Annotated in this window: 17 protein-coding genes; 13 read left to right on the top strand and 4 right to left on the bottom strand. The window is 74.5% G+C overall.

What is annotated here, in order from left to right; genetic code table 11:
- Window positions 1–240: 240 nt before the first annotated feature.
- From PV350_RS36340 to PV350_RS36330, 3 genes are all read left to right on the top strand, one after another.
- Window positions 241–1,038, top strand: coding sequence for a TetR/AcrR family transcriptional regulator (locus PV350_RS36340; RefSeq protein ID WP_499511490.1), 798 nt, complete (start codon window positions 241–243; stop codon window positions 1,036–1,038).
- Between the two features lie 188 nt (window positions 1,039–1,226).
- Window positions 1,227–1,883, top strand: coding sequence for a DUF6230 family protein (locus tag PV350_RS36335; protein ID WP_499511489.1), 657 nt, complete (start codon window positions 1,227–1,229; stop codon window positions 1,881–1,883).
- A complete protein-coding gene (locus tag PV350_RS36330) occupies window positions 1,883–2,323 on the top strand; it encodes a DUF6114 domain-containing protein (protein WP_500337780.1) in 441 nt (146 codons plus the stop codon). Before PV350_RS36335 ends, PV350_RS36330 begins: the two co-directional genes overlap by 1 nt.
- Here the strand turns inward: PV350_RS36330 and PV350_RS36325 are convergent.
- Complete coding sequence (locus tag PV350_RS36325) at window positions 2,307–4,274, bottom strand: hypothetical protein (RefSeq protein ID WP_500337779.1); 1,968 nt, start codon at window positions 4,272–4,274, stop codon at window positions 2,307–2,309. The genes PV350_RS36330 and PV350_RS36325 overlap by 17 nt on opposite strands.
- A 119-nt stretch (window positions 4,275–4,393) precedes the next feature.
- Here PV350_RS36325 and PV350_RS36320 point away from each other — a divergent pair, with 119 nt between their 5' ends.
- Entirely contained in the window at window positions 4,394–5,557 is a 1,164-nt protein-coding gene (locus tag PV350_RS36320; protein ID WP_500337778.1) for a hypothetical protein, read from the top strand.
- Window positions 5,558–5,580: 23 nt separating this feature from the next.
- Window positions 5,581–6,105, top strand: coding sequence for a DUF1203 domain-containing protein (locus tag PV350_RS36315; protein WP_500337776.1), 525 nt, complete (start codon window positions 5,581–5,583; stop codon window positions 6,103–6,105).
- A 66-nt stretch (window positions 6,106–6,171) separates the two neighbouring features.
- Here the strand turns inward: PV350_RS36315 and glnII are convergent, their stop codons facing one another.
- Window positions 6,172–7,191: a glutamine synthetase gene (gene glnII / locus PV350_RS36310; protein ID WP_499511484.1), complete on the bottom strand. Its 1,020-nt coding sequence runs from the start codon at window positions 7,189–7,191 to the stop codon at window positions 6,172–6,174.
- 218 nt (window positions 7,192–7,409) lie between these two features.
- Between glnII and PV350_RS36305 the strand changes: the two genes are divergently transcribed.
- The 3 genes from PV350_RS36305 to PV350_RS36295 are packed head-to-tail and all read left to right on the top strand — an operon-like array spanning window position 7,410 to window position 9,116.
- Entirely contained in the window at window positions 7,410–7,784 is a 375-nt protein-coding gene (locus tag PV350_RS36305) for a 5-carboxymethyl-2-hydroxymuconate Delta-isomerase (RefSeq protein ID WP_499511483.1), read from the top strand.
- Between the two features lie 2 nt (window positions 7,785–7,786).
- Entirely contained in the window at window positions 7,787–8,656 is an 870-nt protein-coding gene (locus PV350_RS36300) for a Gfo/Idh/MocA family protein (protein WP_500337774.1), read from the top strand.
- Window positions 8,657–8,714: 58 nt separating this feature from the next.
- Complete coding sequence (locus tag PV350_RS36295) at window positions 8,715–9,116, top strand: hypothetical protein (RefSeq protein ID WP_499511481.1); 402 nt, start codon at window positions 8,715–8,717, stop codon at window positions 9,114–9,116.
- Window positions 9,117–9,122: 6 nt separating this feature from the next.
- On the opposite strand, the gene PV350_RS36290 is transcribed toward PV350_RS36295, so the two are convergent.
- Window positions 9,123–9,746, bottom strand: a complete 624-nt coding sequence (locus PV350_RS36290; protein WP_500337772.1) for a hypothetical protein — start codon at window positions 9,744–9,746, stop codon at window positions 9,123–9,125.
- A gap of 71 nt (window positions 9,747–9,817) precedes the next feature.
- Here PV350_RS36290 and PV350_RS36285 point away from each other — a divergent pair, with 71 nt between their 5' ends.
- A complete protein-coding gene (locus PV350_RS36285; RefSeq protein WP_499511479.1) occupies window positions 9,818–10,828 on the top strand; it encodes an NADPH:quinone reductase in 1,011 nt (336 codons plus the stop codon).
- A gap of 80 nt (window positions 10,829–10,908) precedes the next feature.
- Window positions 10,909–11,496, top strand: coding sequence for a TIGR03086 family metal-binding protein (locus PV350_RS36280; RefSeq protein WP_499511478.1), 588 nt, complete (start codon window positions 10,909–10,911; stop codon window positions 11,494–11,496).
- Here PV350_RS36280 and PV350_RS36275 read toward each other — a convergent pair.
- Complete coding sequence (locus PV350_RS36275; RefSeq protein WP_499511477.1) at window positions 11,483–12,319, bottom strand: undecaprenyl-diphosphate phosphatase; 837 nt, start codon at window positions 12,317–12,319, stop codon at window positions 11,483–11,485. The genes PV350_RS36280 and PV350_RS36275 overlap by 14 nt on opposite strands.
- Before the next feature lie 255 nt (window positions 12,320–12,574).
- Between PV350_RS36275 and PV350_RS36270 the strand changes: the two genes are divergently transcribed.
- The 3 genes from PV350_RS36270 to PV350_RS36260 form a co-directional block, all read left to right on the top strand.
- Window positions 12,575–12,859 (top strand): SPW repeat domain-containing protein, encoded by a 285-nt coding sequence (locus PV350_RS36270; protein WP_500337769.1) that lies wholly within the window; start codon window positions 12,575–12,577, stop codon window positions 12,857–12,859.
- A 227-nt stretch (window positions 12,860–13,086) separates the two neighbouring features.
- On the top strand, window positions 13,087–14,181 hold the full coding sequence (locus tag PV350_RS36265) for a magnesium and cobalt transport protein CorA (RefSeq protein ID WP_499511475.1): 1,095 nt from the start codon (window positions 13,087–13,089) through the stop codon (window positions 14,179–14,181).
- Between the two features lie 26 nt (window positions 14,182–14,207).
- Window positions 14,208–15,205 (top strand): NAD(P)/FAD-dependent oxidoreductase (locus PV350_RS36260; protein WP_500337766.1); only part of this gene is annotated, 998 nt, incomplete at its 3' end.

The raw sequence follows: 15,205 nt of genomic DNA, 5'->3' as shown, positions 1-15,205 counted from the left end.
ACGTGGGGGACCGCACCGGGGACCCGTACGGGATCAGGTGCGGGACCGCGGCCGGGGAGCTGCGGGCGACGGTGGCGGGGGTCCGGAATCGGCCATGCGCACGTGCTCCTCGTCACGGAGTGGGGCCGGGAGGATGTGCTGCGGTGGAGAACGGGTCCGGCGCCACGGACCCGTGGGAAACCTGCGAGAGTTGTAAACCTGACGAGTATTCAGCGTCAAGGACCCGGAAGGAAGTTCGAGATGACCGCGGTTCCCTCGCCACCGCCGCCCCTCGTCCTCCCCGGCACCAGGACCGGCCGCGATCCGGAGCGCTCCATCCGCCGCGGACCCCGCCGCGTGCCGGCCGAGGTGGTCGCGGCCACCCAGCGCGACCGGCTGCTGGACGGCATCGTCCGCACCGTGGCGCAGAGCGGCTACGCCAAGGCCCGGATCAGCGACATCTGCCAGGCCGCGGGCGTGACGAGGCCGGTGTTCTACGAGCAGTTCCGCGGCAAGGAGGACGCCTTCCTGGCCGCCCACCGCCACGGCACCGGACTGGTCGTCGCCTCCATGGAGGCCGCCTCGGAGGCCGCCGGCGACTGGTCCGCCGGGATCCGGGACGCCCTCGGCGCGCTGCTCGGCATCCTCGCCGGGGCGCCCGCCTTCGCGACCATGGCCGTGGTCGAGATCGACGCCGTGGGGGAGGCCGGGCGCGAGGAGCGCGATGTGCTGCTCGCCCGGTTCCGGCGCTTCTTCACCGCCGCGGACGGCGCCGCCGGTGCCGTAGGGGCCCCGCCGGAGGTCGCCGCCACCGAGCTGGTCGACGCCGTCGTCGGCGGGGTGTACGCGAGCATCTACCGGCGGATCGCCGCAGGTGGCGCCGCCGAACTGCCCGCACTGCTGCCCACCTTGAGCTACTTCGTCCTCGCGCCGTTCCTCGGGCCGGAGGCCGCCGCGGCACGGCTCGCCGAGCCGCGGCCACCCGCCCGCGCCTCCTCGTCGCCCTGCCTGGCGCCCGCCACGCCCCTCCGTCACAGGACCGACGCACCGTCACCATGAGCCGTGCACAAGGCCCTTGACCCGGTCCCTACCCGGTTGTAACTTCCACCCCGGCCACTGCGCCGTACCGTGAACGCCCTCGTGCCCCGCCGGGAGGCGCCGGGGACGGACGTGCGCAGCCGCTGTCCGCGCCAGGACACCGCGCCAGTCAGCTCGTTCCTCCGCATTCGCATGTCCTGGGAGCAGCCATGGCCTCGTCCGAAGAGCCCGGAACCACCGGCGCCGCCACACCCGTCACACCGGCCACCCCCGAACGGCCCGGCCGCGTCCGCTGGCGCCGCGCCGCCGCGATGGCCGTACCCGCCGCCGCGATCGGCGCCACGCTCATGGTCCTCACCGCGCAGGGCGCGCTCGGCGTGCAGTTCGCGATCTCCGGGATGCCGTTCACCGTCACCGCCACCGAACTCAAGGGCGAGGGCTTCGCGCAGTTCGGCGGCCTCGACTCGATGGCCGAGGGCAGCCCGAACACCGGCGACACCGGCGGCCAGGTCCTGGTCGTCGTCTCCGCGATCAGGAAGGCGACGCTCACCGACCTCTGCCAGAGCGTCGACCTCGGTGGCACCAACCTCGTCATCACGGCGGGCGGCGGCGCGGAGAAGGTCACCGCCCGCGGGCTGACCACCGACTCCACCGAGCTGTCCGGCGACGCCGCCTTCGACGGCATCGAGATCGGCAACGACGCCAGCACCCTCGACAAGGCCGGCGTCCAGGGCCCGATCGGCGTCTTCAGCCAGCAGTCCGACACCGTGACCATCGACCACCTGCGGCAGACCAACTACGCCACGACGGCCGCGGTGTTCAAACTGCCCGGCCTGAAACTGAAGTTCAGCGGCGAGGGCTGCTGATGGCCGGCTTCCGTCGTTGGCGCGGCCGCCGCCCGTTCTGGGGAGGAGTCCTGCTGACCCTCGGCGGCGCCGAGATCCTGGTGACCGAGAAGGCCGCGCTGCCCGTCGTCCTGCACATCGGCGCGCAGGGACTGGCCGGTTACCTGCTGCCCGGGCTGATGGCGATATGCGGGCTGCTGATCCTGCTCAACCCGGCCCAGCGGCTCTTCTACTCGATCGTCGGTGTCCTGCTGGCCCTGGGCAGCTGGGTCACCTCGAACCTCGGCGGCTTCTTCGTCGGCCTGCTGCTCGGCGTCGCAGGCAGCTGCCTCGCCTTCGGCTGGCACCCCGACGGGGGAGCACCGCGCCGCGCCCGCTCCCCGCGCGGCGCCCCGGCGGCCGCTCCTGGCGCGGAGCAGGCCACCGGGGCGGGGGAGGGCGGCCTCAGCGCAGCGTCGTGAGCGCCGCGCCCGAGTCGAGCACCGCCGACAGCTCGGCCCGGGCGCCCTGTTCGGCCCGCACCGCCATCGTCGGGCCCTTCGAGGCGCCGGTCACGCCGCCCGTGGCCTTGATCCGCGTCACGTCACGGCTGCCCGCCGCCAGCAGGTACCAGTGGCCGGCGGTGGACTTCCACAGCGCCCCGGCCAGCACCTGCGGCACCGCCCGGCCGCACGCCCCGTTGTCCCGGCCGCTCTGGCCCACCGGTGCGCCCGGGGTGCCCGGCTCGGACACCGGGGGCAGGAACAGTGCCAGCGCCCGGCCGTCCGTGCCGCGCCAGGTGTCGGCGCGGGCGCAGACCCACGACGCCTGCCCGTTGTCCTCAGGCAGCCGCTGCGTCGCGTACCGCCAGACGTTGACCGACCGGGTGCCCAGGCCGCTCATGGAGGAGAGGTTGCAGGCCGTCCTGGCCACGTTCGCCAGCGCCGTGGGGCCGGTCGCCTCCAGCGGCGTGGTGTTTACGGCGGGCTGGTACGTCAGGTGCGCCGGCACGAGGTCGCCGAGGTCGGTGAGGAGGAACGGCCGGTCCACGCCGAGCCCGCCGGCGGCCCGGAACTGCAGCGCGGGCCAGGTGTCCCCGCACACCCCGGGACGGCTGTCCGCACCGGGCATCCGCACCGGCTCGGTCACCCCGTCCGCCGTGCGGTCCAGCTTCGCCGGGGCGCGCCCCGGGTCCCGCAGGTCGCGGGAGGCCGCCTCGGTGACCCAGGGGGCGGTCAGGAACCTGGTGTTGCCGTCCGTCCGGCCCAGCACCACGGCCGCCGTGGTCACGCCCGCGCCGTCCACCCGGGCGAAGTCCAGGGCCGCCGAGCCCCCGCCGTCGCGCGGCTCGGCGTAGCGCACCAGCCGCAGGCCGTCGTACATCAGCACCACGGTGGCGCCGTCCACGTCCCCCGCGTACAGCAACTGCGGCTGCTGCGCGGGCAGTCCCTCGGCGGTGCCCTTGGTGGCCGACACGGCGACGTTGCCGGAGGGGTGCGCCCACACCGCCATCGCCCGGCCCAGCAGCGCCCGGTCGCCGGCGCGCCCGCCGCGGGCCGGCCAGGCCGTGAAGTCCACCCGGGAGGCGCGGGTCCACGCGGTGTCCTGCACCCGCACCAGCTTCGCCGGGTCCAGCACCGCGGTCCCGTACGCGCCCCCCGGCGACCCGCCCGCCGCGTACGGGTCCTGCCCGCCGGTCAGCACGGCGACCAGGGTCGCGGTCACGGCGATCGCACCCGCCGCGATGAGGCCCACGCGCACGTGCTGCCGCCTGCGCAGCAGATCCGTCGGCCGGGCCTGCACCGTGCACGGGTCGAACCCGGTGCCGCCCAGCAGCAGTCCCTCCGGCACCGCCTTGGCGGCCTTCAGGGCGCCCCGCGGGTCGGCCACGCCGGCGGCCACCAGCAGCCTGCGCACCTCGCGGCCGTCCGCGTGCCGGGGCCGCTCCAGCTCCAGCAGCGCGTAGGCCGCCCGCCCGGCCGCGCTCAGCCCGGACAGCGCCCGGTCCAGCTCCGCCTCGTCCGTCCCGGTCGCCTTGGTGTGCAGCCGCAGGCCCCAGACGTACGGCGCCGGACCGCCCACCACCGTCCTGCGCAGCCGGCCCCGCCAGCCCCGCTCGCGGCCGAACGCCAGTGCCGTGTCCAGCACTTCCTGCCGCACCAGGGCGTACGCCGGGTCCACGGTCCCCCGCGGCCCGGGGACGTCCACCACGGCGGGGTCCGGCTCGCACGGCGAGCGCGGCAGCACGCCCTGCGTCAGGGTGTGGGCGGTCAGCACCCTCCGGTGCCGGCCGAGCGACGGCGGCAACGTCAGGTAGGCCAGCCGGACCAGGTGCGGGTAGTTCTCGACGAGTGCGGCCTCCGCCTCCTCGACGTCCACGATGACGGCTGCGCCGTGCCGGGGACGGGTGGCGGTCGCGTGCTGGGCGTTCACGTTCCGTAGAACGAGTGAATCCTGGGATGGTCACCCCGCCACCGCGCGCCGCCCCGGTGCCGGAGCGCCCAACCGGCCTGCGAGCAGGCGTTGTCGGTGCCCCGCGCCATGATGGCCGCATGCACGAGACGGACTGGGCACGGCTGTTCCACGCCTACGGCGCCGCCACGGACACCCCGCGGCATCTGGCCGCCCTGCGCACCGGCCGGGAGGCGGACGTCCGGGCCGCCCTGGAGCACCTCAACGGGGCGATCGTGCACCAGGGCACACCCTGGCCGGCCACGCCGCCGGCCGTCCGCCAGGTCGCTGAGCTGCTCGCCGGGGAGCACCCGGCCGCACCCAGGCAGGCTCTGCTGGCCTTCCTGCGGTACGCGGCGGAGGCGGCGCCCGGCCCGGCGGAGGCGCAGGAGTGGCGGGTGCGGGCGTTCCCCGCGGACGGGGCGGCGGCCGACGCCTGGCAGGAGGCCTGGGCGAACGCGGACGAGGAGGAGCAACAGGCCCTCTGGGACGACGAGATGGCCGACCTGGCGGTCGTCCGCGCGGCCGTGGGGGTGTACGACGCCCTGCCCGCCGTCCACGCGGCAGCCGCCGTCCACCTGACCGACCCCGACCCACAGGTGCGGACCGCCGCGGCCGCCTGCGTGGCGCGCACGGCCGCGCACCCGGCGCTCGCCGGCCGCAGGGACGAGGTCGTCCGGGTCCTCACCGCTGCCTCGGCCACGGCCGGGACGGACGAGCGCGCCGCTCTCGCCGTCCACCTGGGGGAACTGGGCGAGGCGCCCCGGGCCCTGCTCGCCGACCCCGAACCGGCCGTGCGGGTCTGCGCCGCGCTCGCCCCCGCCCTCGACGGCGACGAGGACGTGCACACGGTGCTGCTGGACGCCCTGCGCGACCCGGCCGCGCTCGACGCTGCGTTCGGCCGCAAGCCCGCCACCTTCACCGGCCGGCCCCGCTTCACCGTCGCCGCCGCACTGTGCCGGCGCGTCACCGACCCCGAGCGGCTGCTGCCCGCGGCCCTCGCCGTCCTGCCGCTGCTCGCGTGGCGCCACCCCGACCCGGACATCGGCCCCTATCTGCCGCGGTTCTTCCCCGACGGCTGGCCGGCGGCCCACAGCGCCACCCCGGCCCAGCGTGCCTACGCCGGTGCCCTGGCCGCGCACGACACCTTGTGGGATCCGCGCGGCGGCAACCGGGGTGCCCTCCTCGCCCGGCTCGGGCTGCCCGGCGACCGTGCAGCGTGGCGGGCCCTGAGCACGACGTCCGAATCCCGCCGGACCTCCTGAGCGGACCGGGCGACGCTGGGGGCATGGACACCCATCGCATCGCGTACGAGGTCCGGGCCCTCGACCCGGCCGTCGCCGAGGAGTTGCGGGGCGGCGACGACGCCGGTCTCGTCCCCCGCCCCGAGCCGGACCCGGAGGGCGGCGCCCCGCTCCGCTGCTGCCTGCGGCACAGCGCGCCGGGGGAGCGGATCGCGCTGGCCGCCTACGCGCCGCTGCGCCGCTGGGCCGCCGCGACCGGGGCCGACCCCGGCCCGTACGACGAGACCGGGCCGGTCTTCGTGCACGCCGCCGCGGAGGACTGCCCCGGCCCGCCGGACGCCCCCGGCTACCCCGCGGCCCTGCACGGCGAGCGGCGGGTCTTCCGGTGCTACGACGCCCGGGGCCGCATCCTCGGTGGCCGGCTGGTCCGGCTGACCGCGGACGAGGTCGCCGCGGGCGCCGCCGACGCCGTCCTGGCGGCCCGGTTCGCCGATCCTCGGGTCGCCCTGGTGCACGTACGGGCCGTGGAGTACGGCTGCTTCCTCTTCGAGGCCGTCCGCGTGCCGTGAACGTGCCGTGGACGCGCCGAGGGCGCCCGGCGTGTGGACGGGCGCCCTCGGGGATGGTGCGGAGCGTCAGACGAGGTCGGCCTTCTCCAGCGCGGAGCAGCAGGTGTCGACGATGAGGCGGGTGACGACGTAGGGGTCGACGTTGGCGTTGGGCCGGCGGTCCTCGATGTAGCCCTTCTTGTCGACCTCGACCTGCCACGGGATGCGGACCGAGGCGCCGCGGTCGGAGACGCCGTAGCTGTACTCGCTCCAGGGGGCGGTCTCGTGGGCGCCGGTCAGGCGGGCCTCGACGCCGGAGCCGTATTGCTTGATGTGTTCCATCGGCTTGTCGTCGCGGCCGAGGGCCTCGCAGGCCTCGATGATCGCGTCGTAGCCCTCGCGCATGGCCTTGGTGGAGAAGTTGGTGTGCGCGCCCGCGCCGTTCCAGTCGCCCTGGGCCGGCTTGGGGTGCAGGGTGGCCGAGACGCCGAACTCCTCGGCGGTGCGGTAGAGCAGCCAGCGCGCGACCCACAGCTGGTCGGCGACCTCCAGGGGGCTGAGCGGGCCGACCTGGAACTCCCACTGGCCGGGCATGACCTCGGCGTTGATGCCGGAGATGCCCAGGCCCGCGGCGAGGCAGTTGTCGAGGTGCTGCTCGACGATCTCGCGGCCGAAGATCTCGTCGGCGCCGACGCCGCAGTAGTAGCCGCCCTGCGGGGCCGGGAAGCCGGCCTCGGGGAAGCCCAGCGGGCGCGAGCCCTGGAAGAAGGTGTACTCCTGCTCGATGCCGAACAGCGACTCCTGGCCCGCGAAGCGCTCGGCGACCGGGCGCAGCAGGGCACGGGTGTTGGAGGGGTGCGGGGTGTCGTCGATGTTGAAGACCTCGCACAGCACCAGCAGGTCGTCGCCGCCGCGGATCGGGTCCGGGTACGTGGCGACGGGCTTGAGCACGCGGTCCGAGCTGTGGCCCTCGGCCTGGTTGGTGCTGGAGCCGTCGAAGCCCCACACACCGGGCTCCGCGCCGTCGGCGAGGATCTTGGTCTTCGAGCGCAGCTTCGCGGTCGGCTCGGTACCGTCGATCCAGATGTACTCGGCCTTGTAGCTCACGGGCGTCATCCTTGTTGGCGTGGGCCTTGCGGGTGGGTGGTGTTGCCGCTGCAGCCTCACAACCTGCGATTTCGCATCCATTGCCCGTGTGTTAACCCGATGTGAACGCGCCGCCGTCCCACCTGCCGGACACCCCGGCAGGGCCTGCGGAAGGCCCTCCACCGCCCCGGGGACGGGCCCTCGCGGACCGCCGTGACCAGGGACGTAGGGTGTGTGCCATGCCTCACATCACCGTGGACTACACCGGCAACCTCGCGGACGCCTTCGACCGGCGCGGCTTCGCGACCGCGTTGCACCCGCTGGTCGCCAAGACCATCGACACCAGGGTGGAGGCGTGCAAGACCCGCTTCCGCCGGTCCGACGAGTACGTCCTCGCCGACGGTGCCCCCGAGCACGCGCTGGTGCTCGTCCAGGCCGCCGTCCTGTCCGGGCGCACGCCCGAGGCCAAGACGCAGCTGAGCGAGGCCGTCCTGGAGCTGGTGCGGGAGCACCTCGCGCCGACGCCGGGGCTGAGCGTGCAGACCGCCGTCGACGTCGTCGACCTCGACCGCACCTGGTACCGCAGCCACACCGAGCCGGCGGGGGAGCGGTGACCATGCGCATCGGACTGCTCGGCACCGGCCCCTGGGCGGAGATCGCCCACGGCCCCGCCCTCGTCGCCCACCCCGAGGTCGAGTTCACCGGGATCTGGGGCCGCCGCCCCGAGGCGGCGGCCGCACTCGCCGCGACCCTCGGCACCCGCGCCTACGCCGACGTGGACGAGCTCATCGGCGACGTGGACGCGGTCGCCATCGCCCTGCCCCCGGACGTGCAGGCCCCGCTGGCCGCGCGTGCCGCCGCGGCCGGCCGGCACCTGCTGCTCGACAAGCCGGTCGCGACGACCGTGGCCGACGCCCGCCGTGTCGCCGACGCCACCGAGGCCGCCGGGGTCGCGTCGGTGGTCTTCTTCACCCTCCGCTTCGACGCCACGAGTTCCGCCTGGATCGACGAGCAGGCCGCCGTGGACGGCTGGTTCACCGCTCGTGCGGAGTGGTTCGGCTCGGTGTTCACCTCCGGCGACAGCCCCTTCGCCGCGTCCCCCTGGCGGCGTGAGAAGGGCGCCCTGTGGGACGTCGGGCCACACGCGCTGTCCGTGCTCCTCCCGGTCCTCGGGGACGTCACCGCGCTCACCGCCGTCCAGGGACCCGGCGACACCGTCCACCTGGTGCTGCGGCACGACGGCGGCGCCTCCAGCACGGCGGCGCTGAGCCTCACGGCCCCGCCGGCGGCCGCCGGCATGACCGTCGAGCTGCGCGGCACCTCCGGGGTCGTCTCGCTCCCCGGTCGCGCCGACGGTCCCGTGCCCGCCTTCGGCAACGCCATCGACGCCCTGCTCACGGCCGTGCGCACCGGCGTCCCCCACCCCTGCGACGCCCGCTTCGCGGCGCGCGTGACGGAGTTGCTGGCTTCGGCCGACCCTGTGTGACGCGCCGTCAGGGGCAGGACCCTGGCGGGCGACTTGCGAAGTGCCTATCGTTTTGGGTATGGCAGCGGACTGGTGGTCCATCGAAGTCCTCAACGCCAGCACATCCGCCGCGGCATGGCGTGACGCGTATGCGCCGACGCTCGTGGAGTCGGCGGTCACCAACCGTGCACTGGCGTGGGAATGGCACTCGTACGGGTGGGGCGTCGTCTTCGAGTTGTGCTTCCGTGAAGAGGAGCACTGGCTCGCATGGCGCGCCCTGCCCGGCACTCGCGCGGCGCTCGACGCCGTCCCCGATCCGGTCTCCGGCGTCCTGGTCCACCGCGGTCGCGGCGGCACCAGCGGAGCCTTCGTCCCCCGCTCCCCGCACCGGTCGCCGGGCGCGGCCGCGGTGGGTCTCCCCGATCCGCCGCCGGAACCGTCCGGCGCCGCCGTCCTGTGCGAACGGGCGGCGCGCGCGTAACGCCCCTCAGCACGCGCCCCGCCCCGCCCGCATCTGTCGTGGCCACGCCTGGCCCGTGGTCTCCACGGCCGCGGCCCGCAGCAACTCGAGCACGGCGGCGGCGGGATGGTCGGTGAACACGGGGAACCGCCACCGGTGGTACTCGTTCCAGTAGCTCACCGCGCGGCGCTCGGTGACGGCGAGGAACTCAGGGTGTTCCGCGGCGAACCGCCCGTACACGCGGCGTGCCTCGCTCCCCGGCGCCAGGGCCCCGGTGAGCCGTGCGCGGAGGTCGGCGACGATCTCCAGCACGTACTCGCCGGTGAGCCGCACCACGAACGGCACCGCCCAGGGCTCGACCACCCCGGCCACGTGCGCCGCGTGCCGTTGCCGTACGTACCCGTCGGGGTGCAGCGCGTACAGGCAGTGCAGGACGAGGCGCTGCCGGGGGGTGAGGGCGGCCGGCACGTCCGGGTCCGGTTCGCCGCGGTAGAGGCGCACCGGCATCCGCACATCGCCGTGAGCCTCCCAGCGGGGGTCGTCGTAGGGCGGGGGCGGTGGCAGCAGGGCTGCGACGGCGCGCACGTCCGGCGCGAGCGTGGCCGGGAACGCCGCCTCCAGGGACGGCGGACCGGCAGGCGCGGCGGGCACGGGCCGACCTTACCCGGACCGGACACCCGTGCGGCGGGAAGAATGCGCCCCGGCGCCGCCTTGTACGGATCATGAAGGCCATCGTGTACACGGAAGGCGGCGGCCCCGAGGTGCTGCGCCTGACCGAGCGGCCGCTGCCGCAGCCGGGTCCGGGCGAGGTACGGGTACGGGTCGAGGTGTCGGGGGTCAACCCGACGGACTGGAAGTCGCGGCGCGGCGGGCCGCCCGCCACGGTCGCGGAGCAGGTGCCGAACCAGGACGGGGCCGGGGTGGTCGACGCGGTCGGGGAGGGCGTCGACCCCGGACGGACCGGTGAGCGGGTGTGGCTGTGGGAGGCCGCCTGGCAGCGGGCGGACGGCACCGCCCAGGAGTACGTGACGCTCCCGGAGGCACACGCCGTGCCGCTGCCCGCGACCGCGTCCTTCGACACCGGCGCGAGCCTCGGGATCCCGGCGATGACCGCGCACCGCGCGCTGACGGTGGCGGAAGGCGGCCCGGCCCGGCTCGCCCCGGGCGTCCTCGGCGGCCGGAACGTCCTGGTCGCGGGCGGGGCGGGCGCGGTCGGCCACGCGGCGATCCAGCTCGCGCGCTGGGCGGGGGCGTTCGTCGTGGCCACGGTCAGCAACCCCTACAAGGCGGAGCTCGCCCGTGCCGCGGGGGCGCACCACGTCGTGGACTACACGGCCCCCGACCCGGCCGCGGAGATCCGCCGCGCCGCGCCGGAGGGTGTGGACATCGTCGTGGAGGTCGCCGTGGCGGTGAACAGCGGGCTCGACCTGGCGGTGCTGGCGCCGAACAGCGTCGTCGCCTACTACGCGGACAACGGCGGCGCCGAGTTCACGCTGCCGGTCAGGGAGACCTTCGCGCGCAATCTTCGCTGGCACGGCGTGCTCGTCTACACCATGCCGGACGCCGCCAAGCGCGAGGCGGTCGCGGCCGTCACCGCGGCCCTGCGGGACGGCGCCCTGCGGTCCGGCGAGGAGTCGGGGCTGCCGCTGCACCGCTTCCCGCTGGAGCGCACCGCCGACGCCCACGCGGCGGTGGAGGAGGGCGTCGTCGGCAAGGTCGTCGTGGACGTGTAGGCCGCGGGGGCGGCGGGCGGCCGTCCGGGCTGTCGCGTTTGTTCAAGACCGGCCGCCGCCCCTGCGCGCAGCATGGCCGCATGACCGAACTGCACGCGTACATGATCGAAGCCGCGGGCGAGGCCGCCCGCGTCGCCCGCGGGGTGGGCGGCGACCCCGCCCGGCTCTCCGCCCCGACGCCCTGCGGGGAGTGGGACACCCGCACGCTGCTGAACCACTGGATCCTCTACACCTCGCACGGCCTGGAGCACCGCGCGCTGCGCAAGCCGCTGCCCGAGGAGCTCACGGCCCGCGACTTCACCGCCGGCCCGGACTGGGCCGGGGCGTACGCGGAGCAGCTGGACCGGGCCGTGGCGGCGTGGGCGGCGCCGGAGGCCTGGGAGGGGGAGGTCGACCTGGGCCATGGGTCGATGCCGGCCGCCGAGGTCGCCTCGATGGTCGTCAAGGAGCTCGCCGTCCACGGCTGGGACGTGGCCCGTGCCACCGGCCAGGAGTACCGCTGCGGCGAGGCCCTCGGCGCGTTCGTGCTGGCGGTCGTCGACCGGTACGCCGAGGTCTACCGCCGGTACGAAGGATTCGCCGCGCCCGTCACGCTGGCCGACCCCGCCGCGGCCACCGCCTTCGAGCGGGCCCTGGCCCTGTCGGGCCGTACGCCTACGCGGCGATGACCTCCGTGCCCAGCAGGCCGAAGAGGAGGACGCCGATCACGAGCCGGTAGATGATGAACGCGTTGAACGAGTGCTTGGCCACGAACTTCAGCAGCCAGGCGATCGACGCGTACGCGACGACGAAGGAGACGGCCGTCCCGACGACGAGCGGCGCCGTGTCCACCCCGGCGCCGAGCGCGTCCTTCAGCTCGTACAGACCGGCACCGGTCAGCGCGGGGATGCCCAGGAAGAAGGAGAGCCGCGTCGCGGCGACCCGGTCCAGGTCGAGGATGAGCGCGGTGGACATCGTCGCGCCGGAGCGGGAGAAGCCGGGGAAGAGCAGGGCGAGGATCTGCGAGGAGCCGACGAGCATGGCGTCCTTGAACGTGGTGTCGTCCTCGCCGCGCTTGTGGCGGCCCATCTGGTCGGCCGCCCACATCACGCCGCTGCCGACGATCAGCGAGCCCGCGACCACCCACAGTGAGGCCAGCGGCCCCTCGATGAGGGGCTTGGCCGCCAGGCCGACGACGACGATCGGGATCGTCGCGAAGATCACCCACCAGCCGAACTTGTAGTCGTGGTGGTACCGCTCCTCGCGGTTGGCGATGCCGGTGAACCACGCCTTGCAGATCCGGACGATGTCCTTGAAGAAGTAGACCAGCACGGCCGCGATGGCGCCGGACTGGATGACCGCGGAGAAGGCGACGACGGCCTTGTCGTCCACCGGGATGCCCATCAGGCCCTCGGTGATCTTCAGGTGGCCGGTGGACGAGATCGGGAGGAACTCGGTGACCCCCTCCACGACGCCGAGCACAGCTGCCTGACCGATACTGATGGCGCTCATGGGACCCATCTCTGCGGAGGACGTGGCATGCCCGGGCCTGCACCGGCCGGAGCCCTACGGAGTGTAAGAGAAGTCCCGCGCCCCCCGCGAACCAGGTCCGCCCCGACCGCACCCCCCGACCGGACGCCCTGGCAGGCGGTGACCTCGCGAACAGGGCGGTCGCGCGGGAGCACGGTCCGGCCGCCTGTCGCGCATGTCACATCACCGGCATCTCATGGGAAAAGGTGATGAAGGTGATTTCTACCGCGAAAAGACGTGGAAGCACACAATGGCCTCTACTGCGTCATCTGCCCCTGGACGGTCCACTTCTCGGGCGCCCGTCCCGAACTGGCGCTCAACAACCCGGTCATCGGCATCGCCTCGCCCTGCTCGGGCTCTGCCTCGCCATGGCGCCGGCCAGGATGTACGGCCTCAGCCGGGCCATTCGCGGCCCTCGGCATCTGGATGATCATCTCGCCCTGGGTGGTGTCCACCACCGGCCCCGGCGCGGGGGCGATCGCCGACAAATGGCGGTCGGCGCGACACCCCCGCCATGTGTAAGGAGGCAGCGGCGTTCGCACCGCCGTACCCCGCCGGGTCCCTGCCGCCGTGTGCCCTCACCGGCCGTAGGGGCCCGACGCGTGCGCGGGGGGCGGCGCGGGCCGGGAAACGGGGCGGGAAGCGGAGCGCCCCAAGGCCCCCACGGTGCAAGGACGGTGTGACGGAGGGCTCGAACAGGCCCGGTCGTGGGCAATACTGGCGGCCGCATGCCTGCGTAGGAGCCTTTCATGTCGATGATCAGCAATCTCCGCAAAGCCGTCCGCCTCACCCACGTACGCCAACGGCGTGTGGACCTCAGCCACCCGGCGCGTTCCCCGCTGGGCAGTTCGGTGGTGAACTGCGTGGTCTACATGGACGGACTGCGCCAGGACGACTGCGCCGCGTACGAGGCGATCGCCCGGGTCCGCAAGTCCGGCCGCGGCTTCGTGTGGATCGGGCTCCACGAGCCGTCGGAAGCGGAGTTCGCCGGTGTCGCGGAGCTGTTCGGGCTCCACCCGCTCGCCGTCGAGGACGCCGTGCACGCCCAGCAGCGGCCCAAGCTGGAGCAGTACGGGGACACCCTGTTCACCGTCCTCAAGACCGCCCGCTACGTCGAGCACGACCGGCTCACCGCCACCAGCGAGGTCGTGGAGACCGGCGACGTCATGGTCTTCACCGGGCCCGACTTCGTCATCACGGTGCGCCACGGCGGCCACGGCTCGCTCGGCCCGCTCCGGGAGGGCCTGGAGACGGTCCCCGACCAGCTCGCCAAGGGGCCGGCCGCCGTCCTGCACGCGATAACCGACCACGTCGTCGACCAGTACCTCGCCGTCACCTCCGCGGTCCACGCGGACATCGAGCAGGTCGAGACCGACGTCTTCTCCGACCACCGCGGCCGCGGCACCGACGCCGGCCGGATCTACCAGCTCAAGCGCGAACTGCTGGAGCTCAAGCGGGCCGTGGCCCCGCTCGGCCGCCCCCTCCAGCGGCTCGCCGAGGAGCCCCTGCCCGGCATCGAGGCCGACCTGCGGACCTACTTCCGCGACGCCGCCGACCACCTCGCCCGCGCCACCGAGCAGGTCACCTCCTTCGACGACCTGCTCAACTCGATCCTCCAGGCCAACATCGCGCAGGTGTCCATGGCCCAGAACGAGGACATGCGCAAGATCAGCGCCTGGGTCGCCATCCTCGCCGTCCCCACCATGATCTGCGGCCTGTACGGCATGAACTTCGAGCACATGCCGGAACTGCGCTGGACCTACGGCTATCCGCTCGCCGTGGGCGTGATGGTCGTCGCCTGCTTCGTCATCCACCGCGGATTCCGGCGCAACGGCTGGTTGTGAGTAGTGCTGTGTGACATATTACCGGCGTGAGCAAGCCGACGAGCTGCGATGTCGTGGTCGTCGGCGCCGGGATGGTGGGCGCGGCCTGCGCCCTCCACGCCGCGGCGGCCGGGCTCCGCACCGTCCTCGTGGACCGCGGGCCGGTGGCCGGCGGCACCACCGGGGCCGGCGAGGGCAATCTGCTGGTCTCCGACAAGGAGCCGGGTCCGGAGCTCGGACTCGCCCTGCTCTCCGCCCGGCTGTGGCAGGAATTGACGGAACGTCACAATCTGGGCGCGACCGCCGAGTACGAGGCCAAGGGCGGGCTCGTCGTGGCGTCCGGCGCGGAAGGACTGCGCGCACTGGAGGACTTCGCCGCCGCCCAGCGGCGCAGCGGCGTCCAGGCGGTGCCCGTCCCGGCGGACGGGCTGCGCGAGCTCGAACCCCACCTGGCGAACGGCCTCGCCGGGGGTGTGCACTACCCTCAGGACGCCCAGGTGCAGCCCGCGCTCGCCGCCGCCCGGCTCGTCCACGCCGCCCGCGACCTGGGAGCGCAGGCGCGGCTCGGGACCACGGTGACGGCGGTGCTCCGCGCGCCGGACGGCGCCGTGCGCGGGGTCCGCACCGACCGGGGCGACATCCACGCCCCGGCCGTCGTCAACGCCGCGGGCACCTGGGGCGGCGAGGTGGCCGCCCTCGCCGGGGTGCGGCTGCCCGTGCTGCCGCGACGGGGCTTCGTCCTGGTCACCGAGCCCCTGCCGGCGCGCACCGTCCGCCACAAGGTGTACGCGGCCGACTACGTCGCCGACGTCGCCAGCGACTCCGCCGCCCTGCAGACCTCCGCCGTCGTCGAGGCCACCGCCGCCGGCCCCGTGCTCATCGGAGCCAGCCGCGAACGCGTCGGCTTCGACCGCACCTTCTCGCTGCCCGTCGCCCGCCGCCTCGCCGCCCAGGCCCTGGCCCTGTTCCCGGTGCTCCGGGACGTCGCGACACTGCGCGCGTACACCGGCTTCCGGCCCTACCTGCCGGACCACCTCCCCGCGAT

The sequence above is a fragment of the Streptomyces sp. PA03-6a genome, from assembly GCF_033792765.1.
Classification (GTDB): Bacteria; Actinomycetota; Actinomycetes; order Streptomycetales; family Streptomycetaceae; genus Actinacidiphila.
This window is presented reverse-complemented; position numbering and strand designations above follow the sequence as displayed.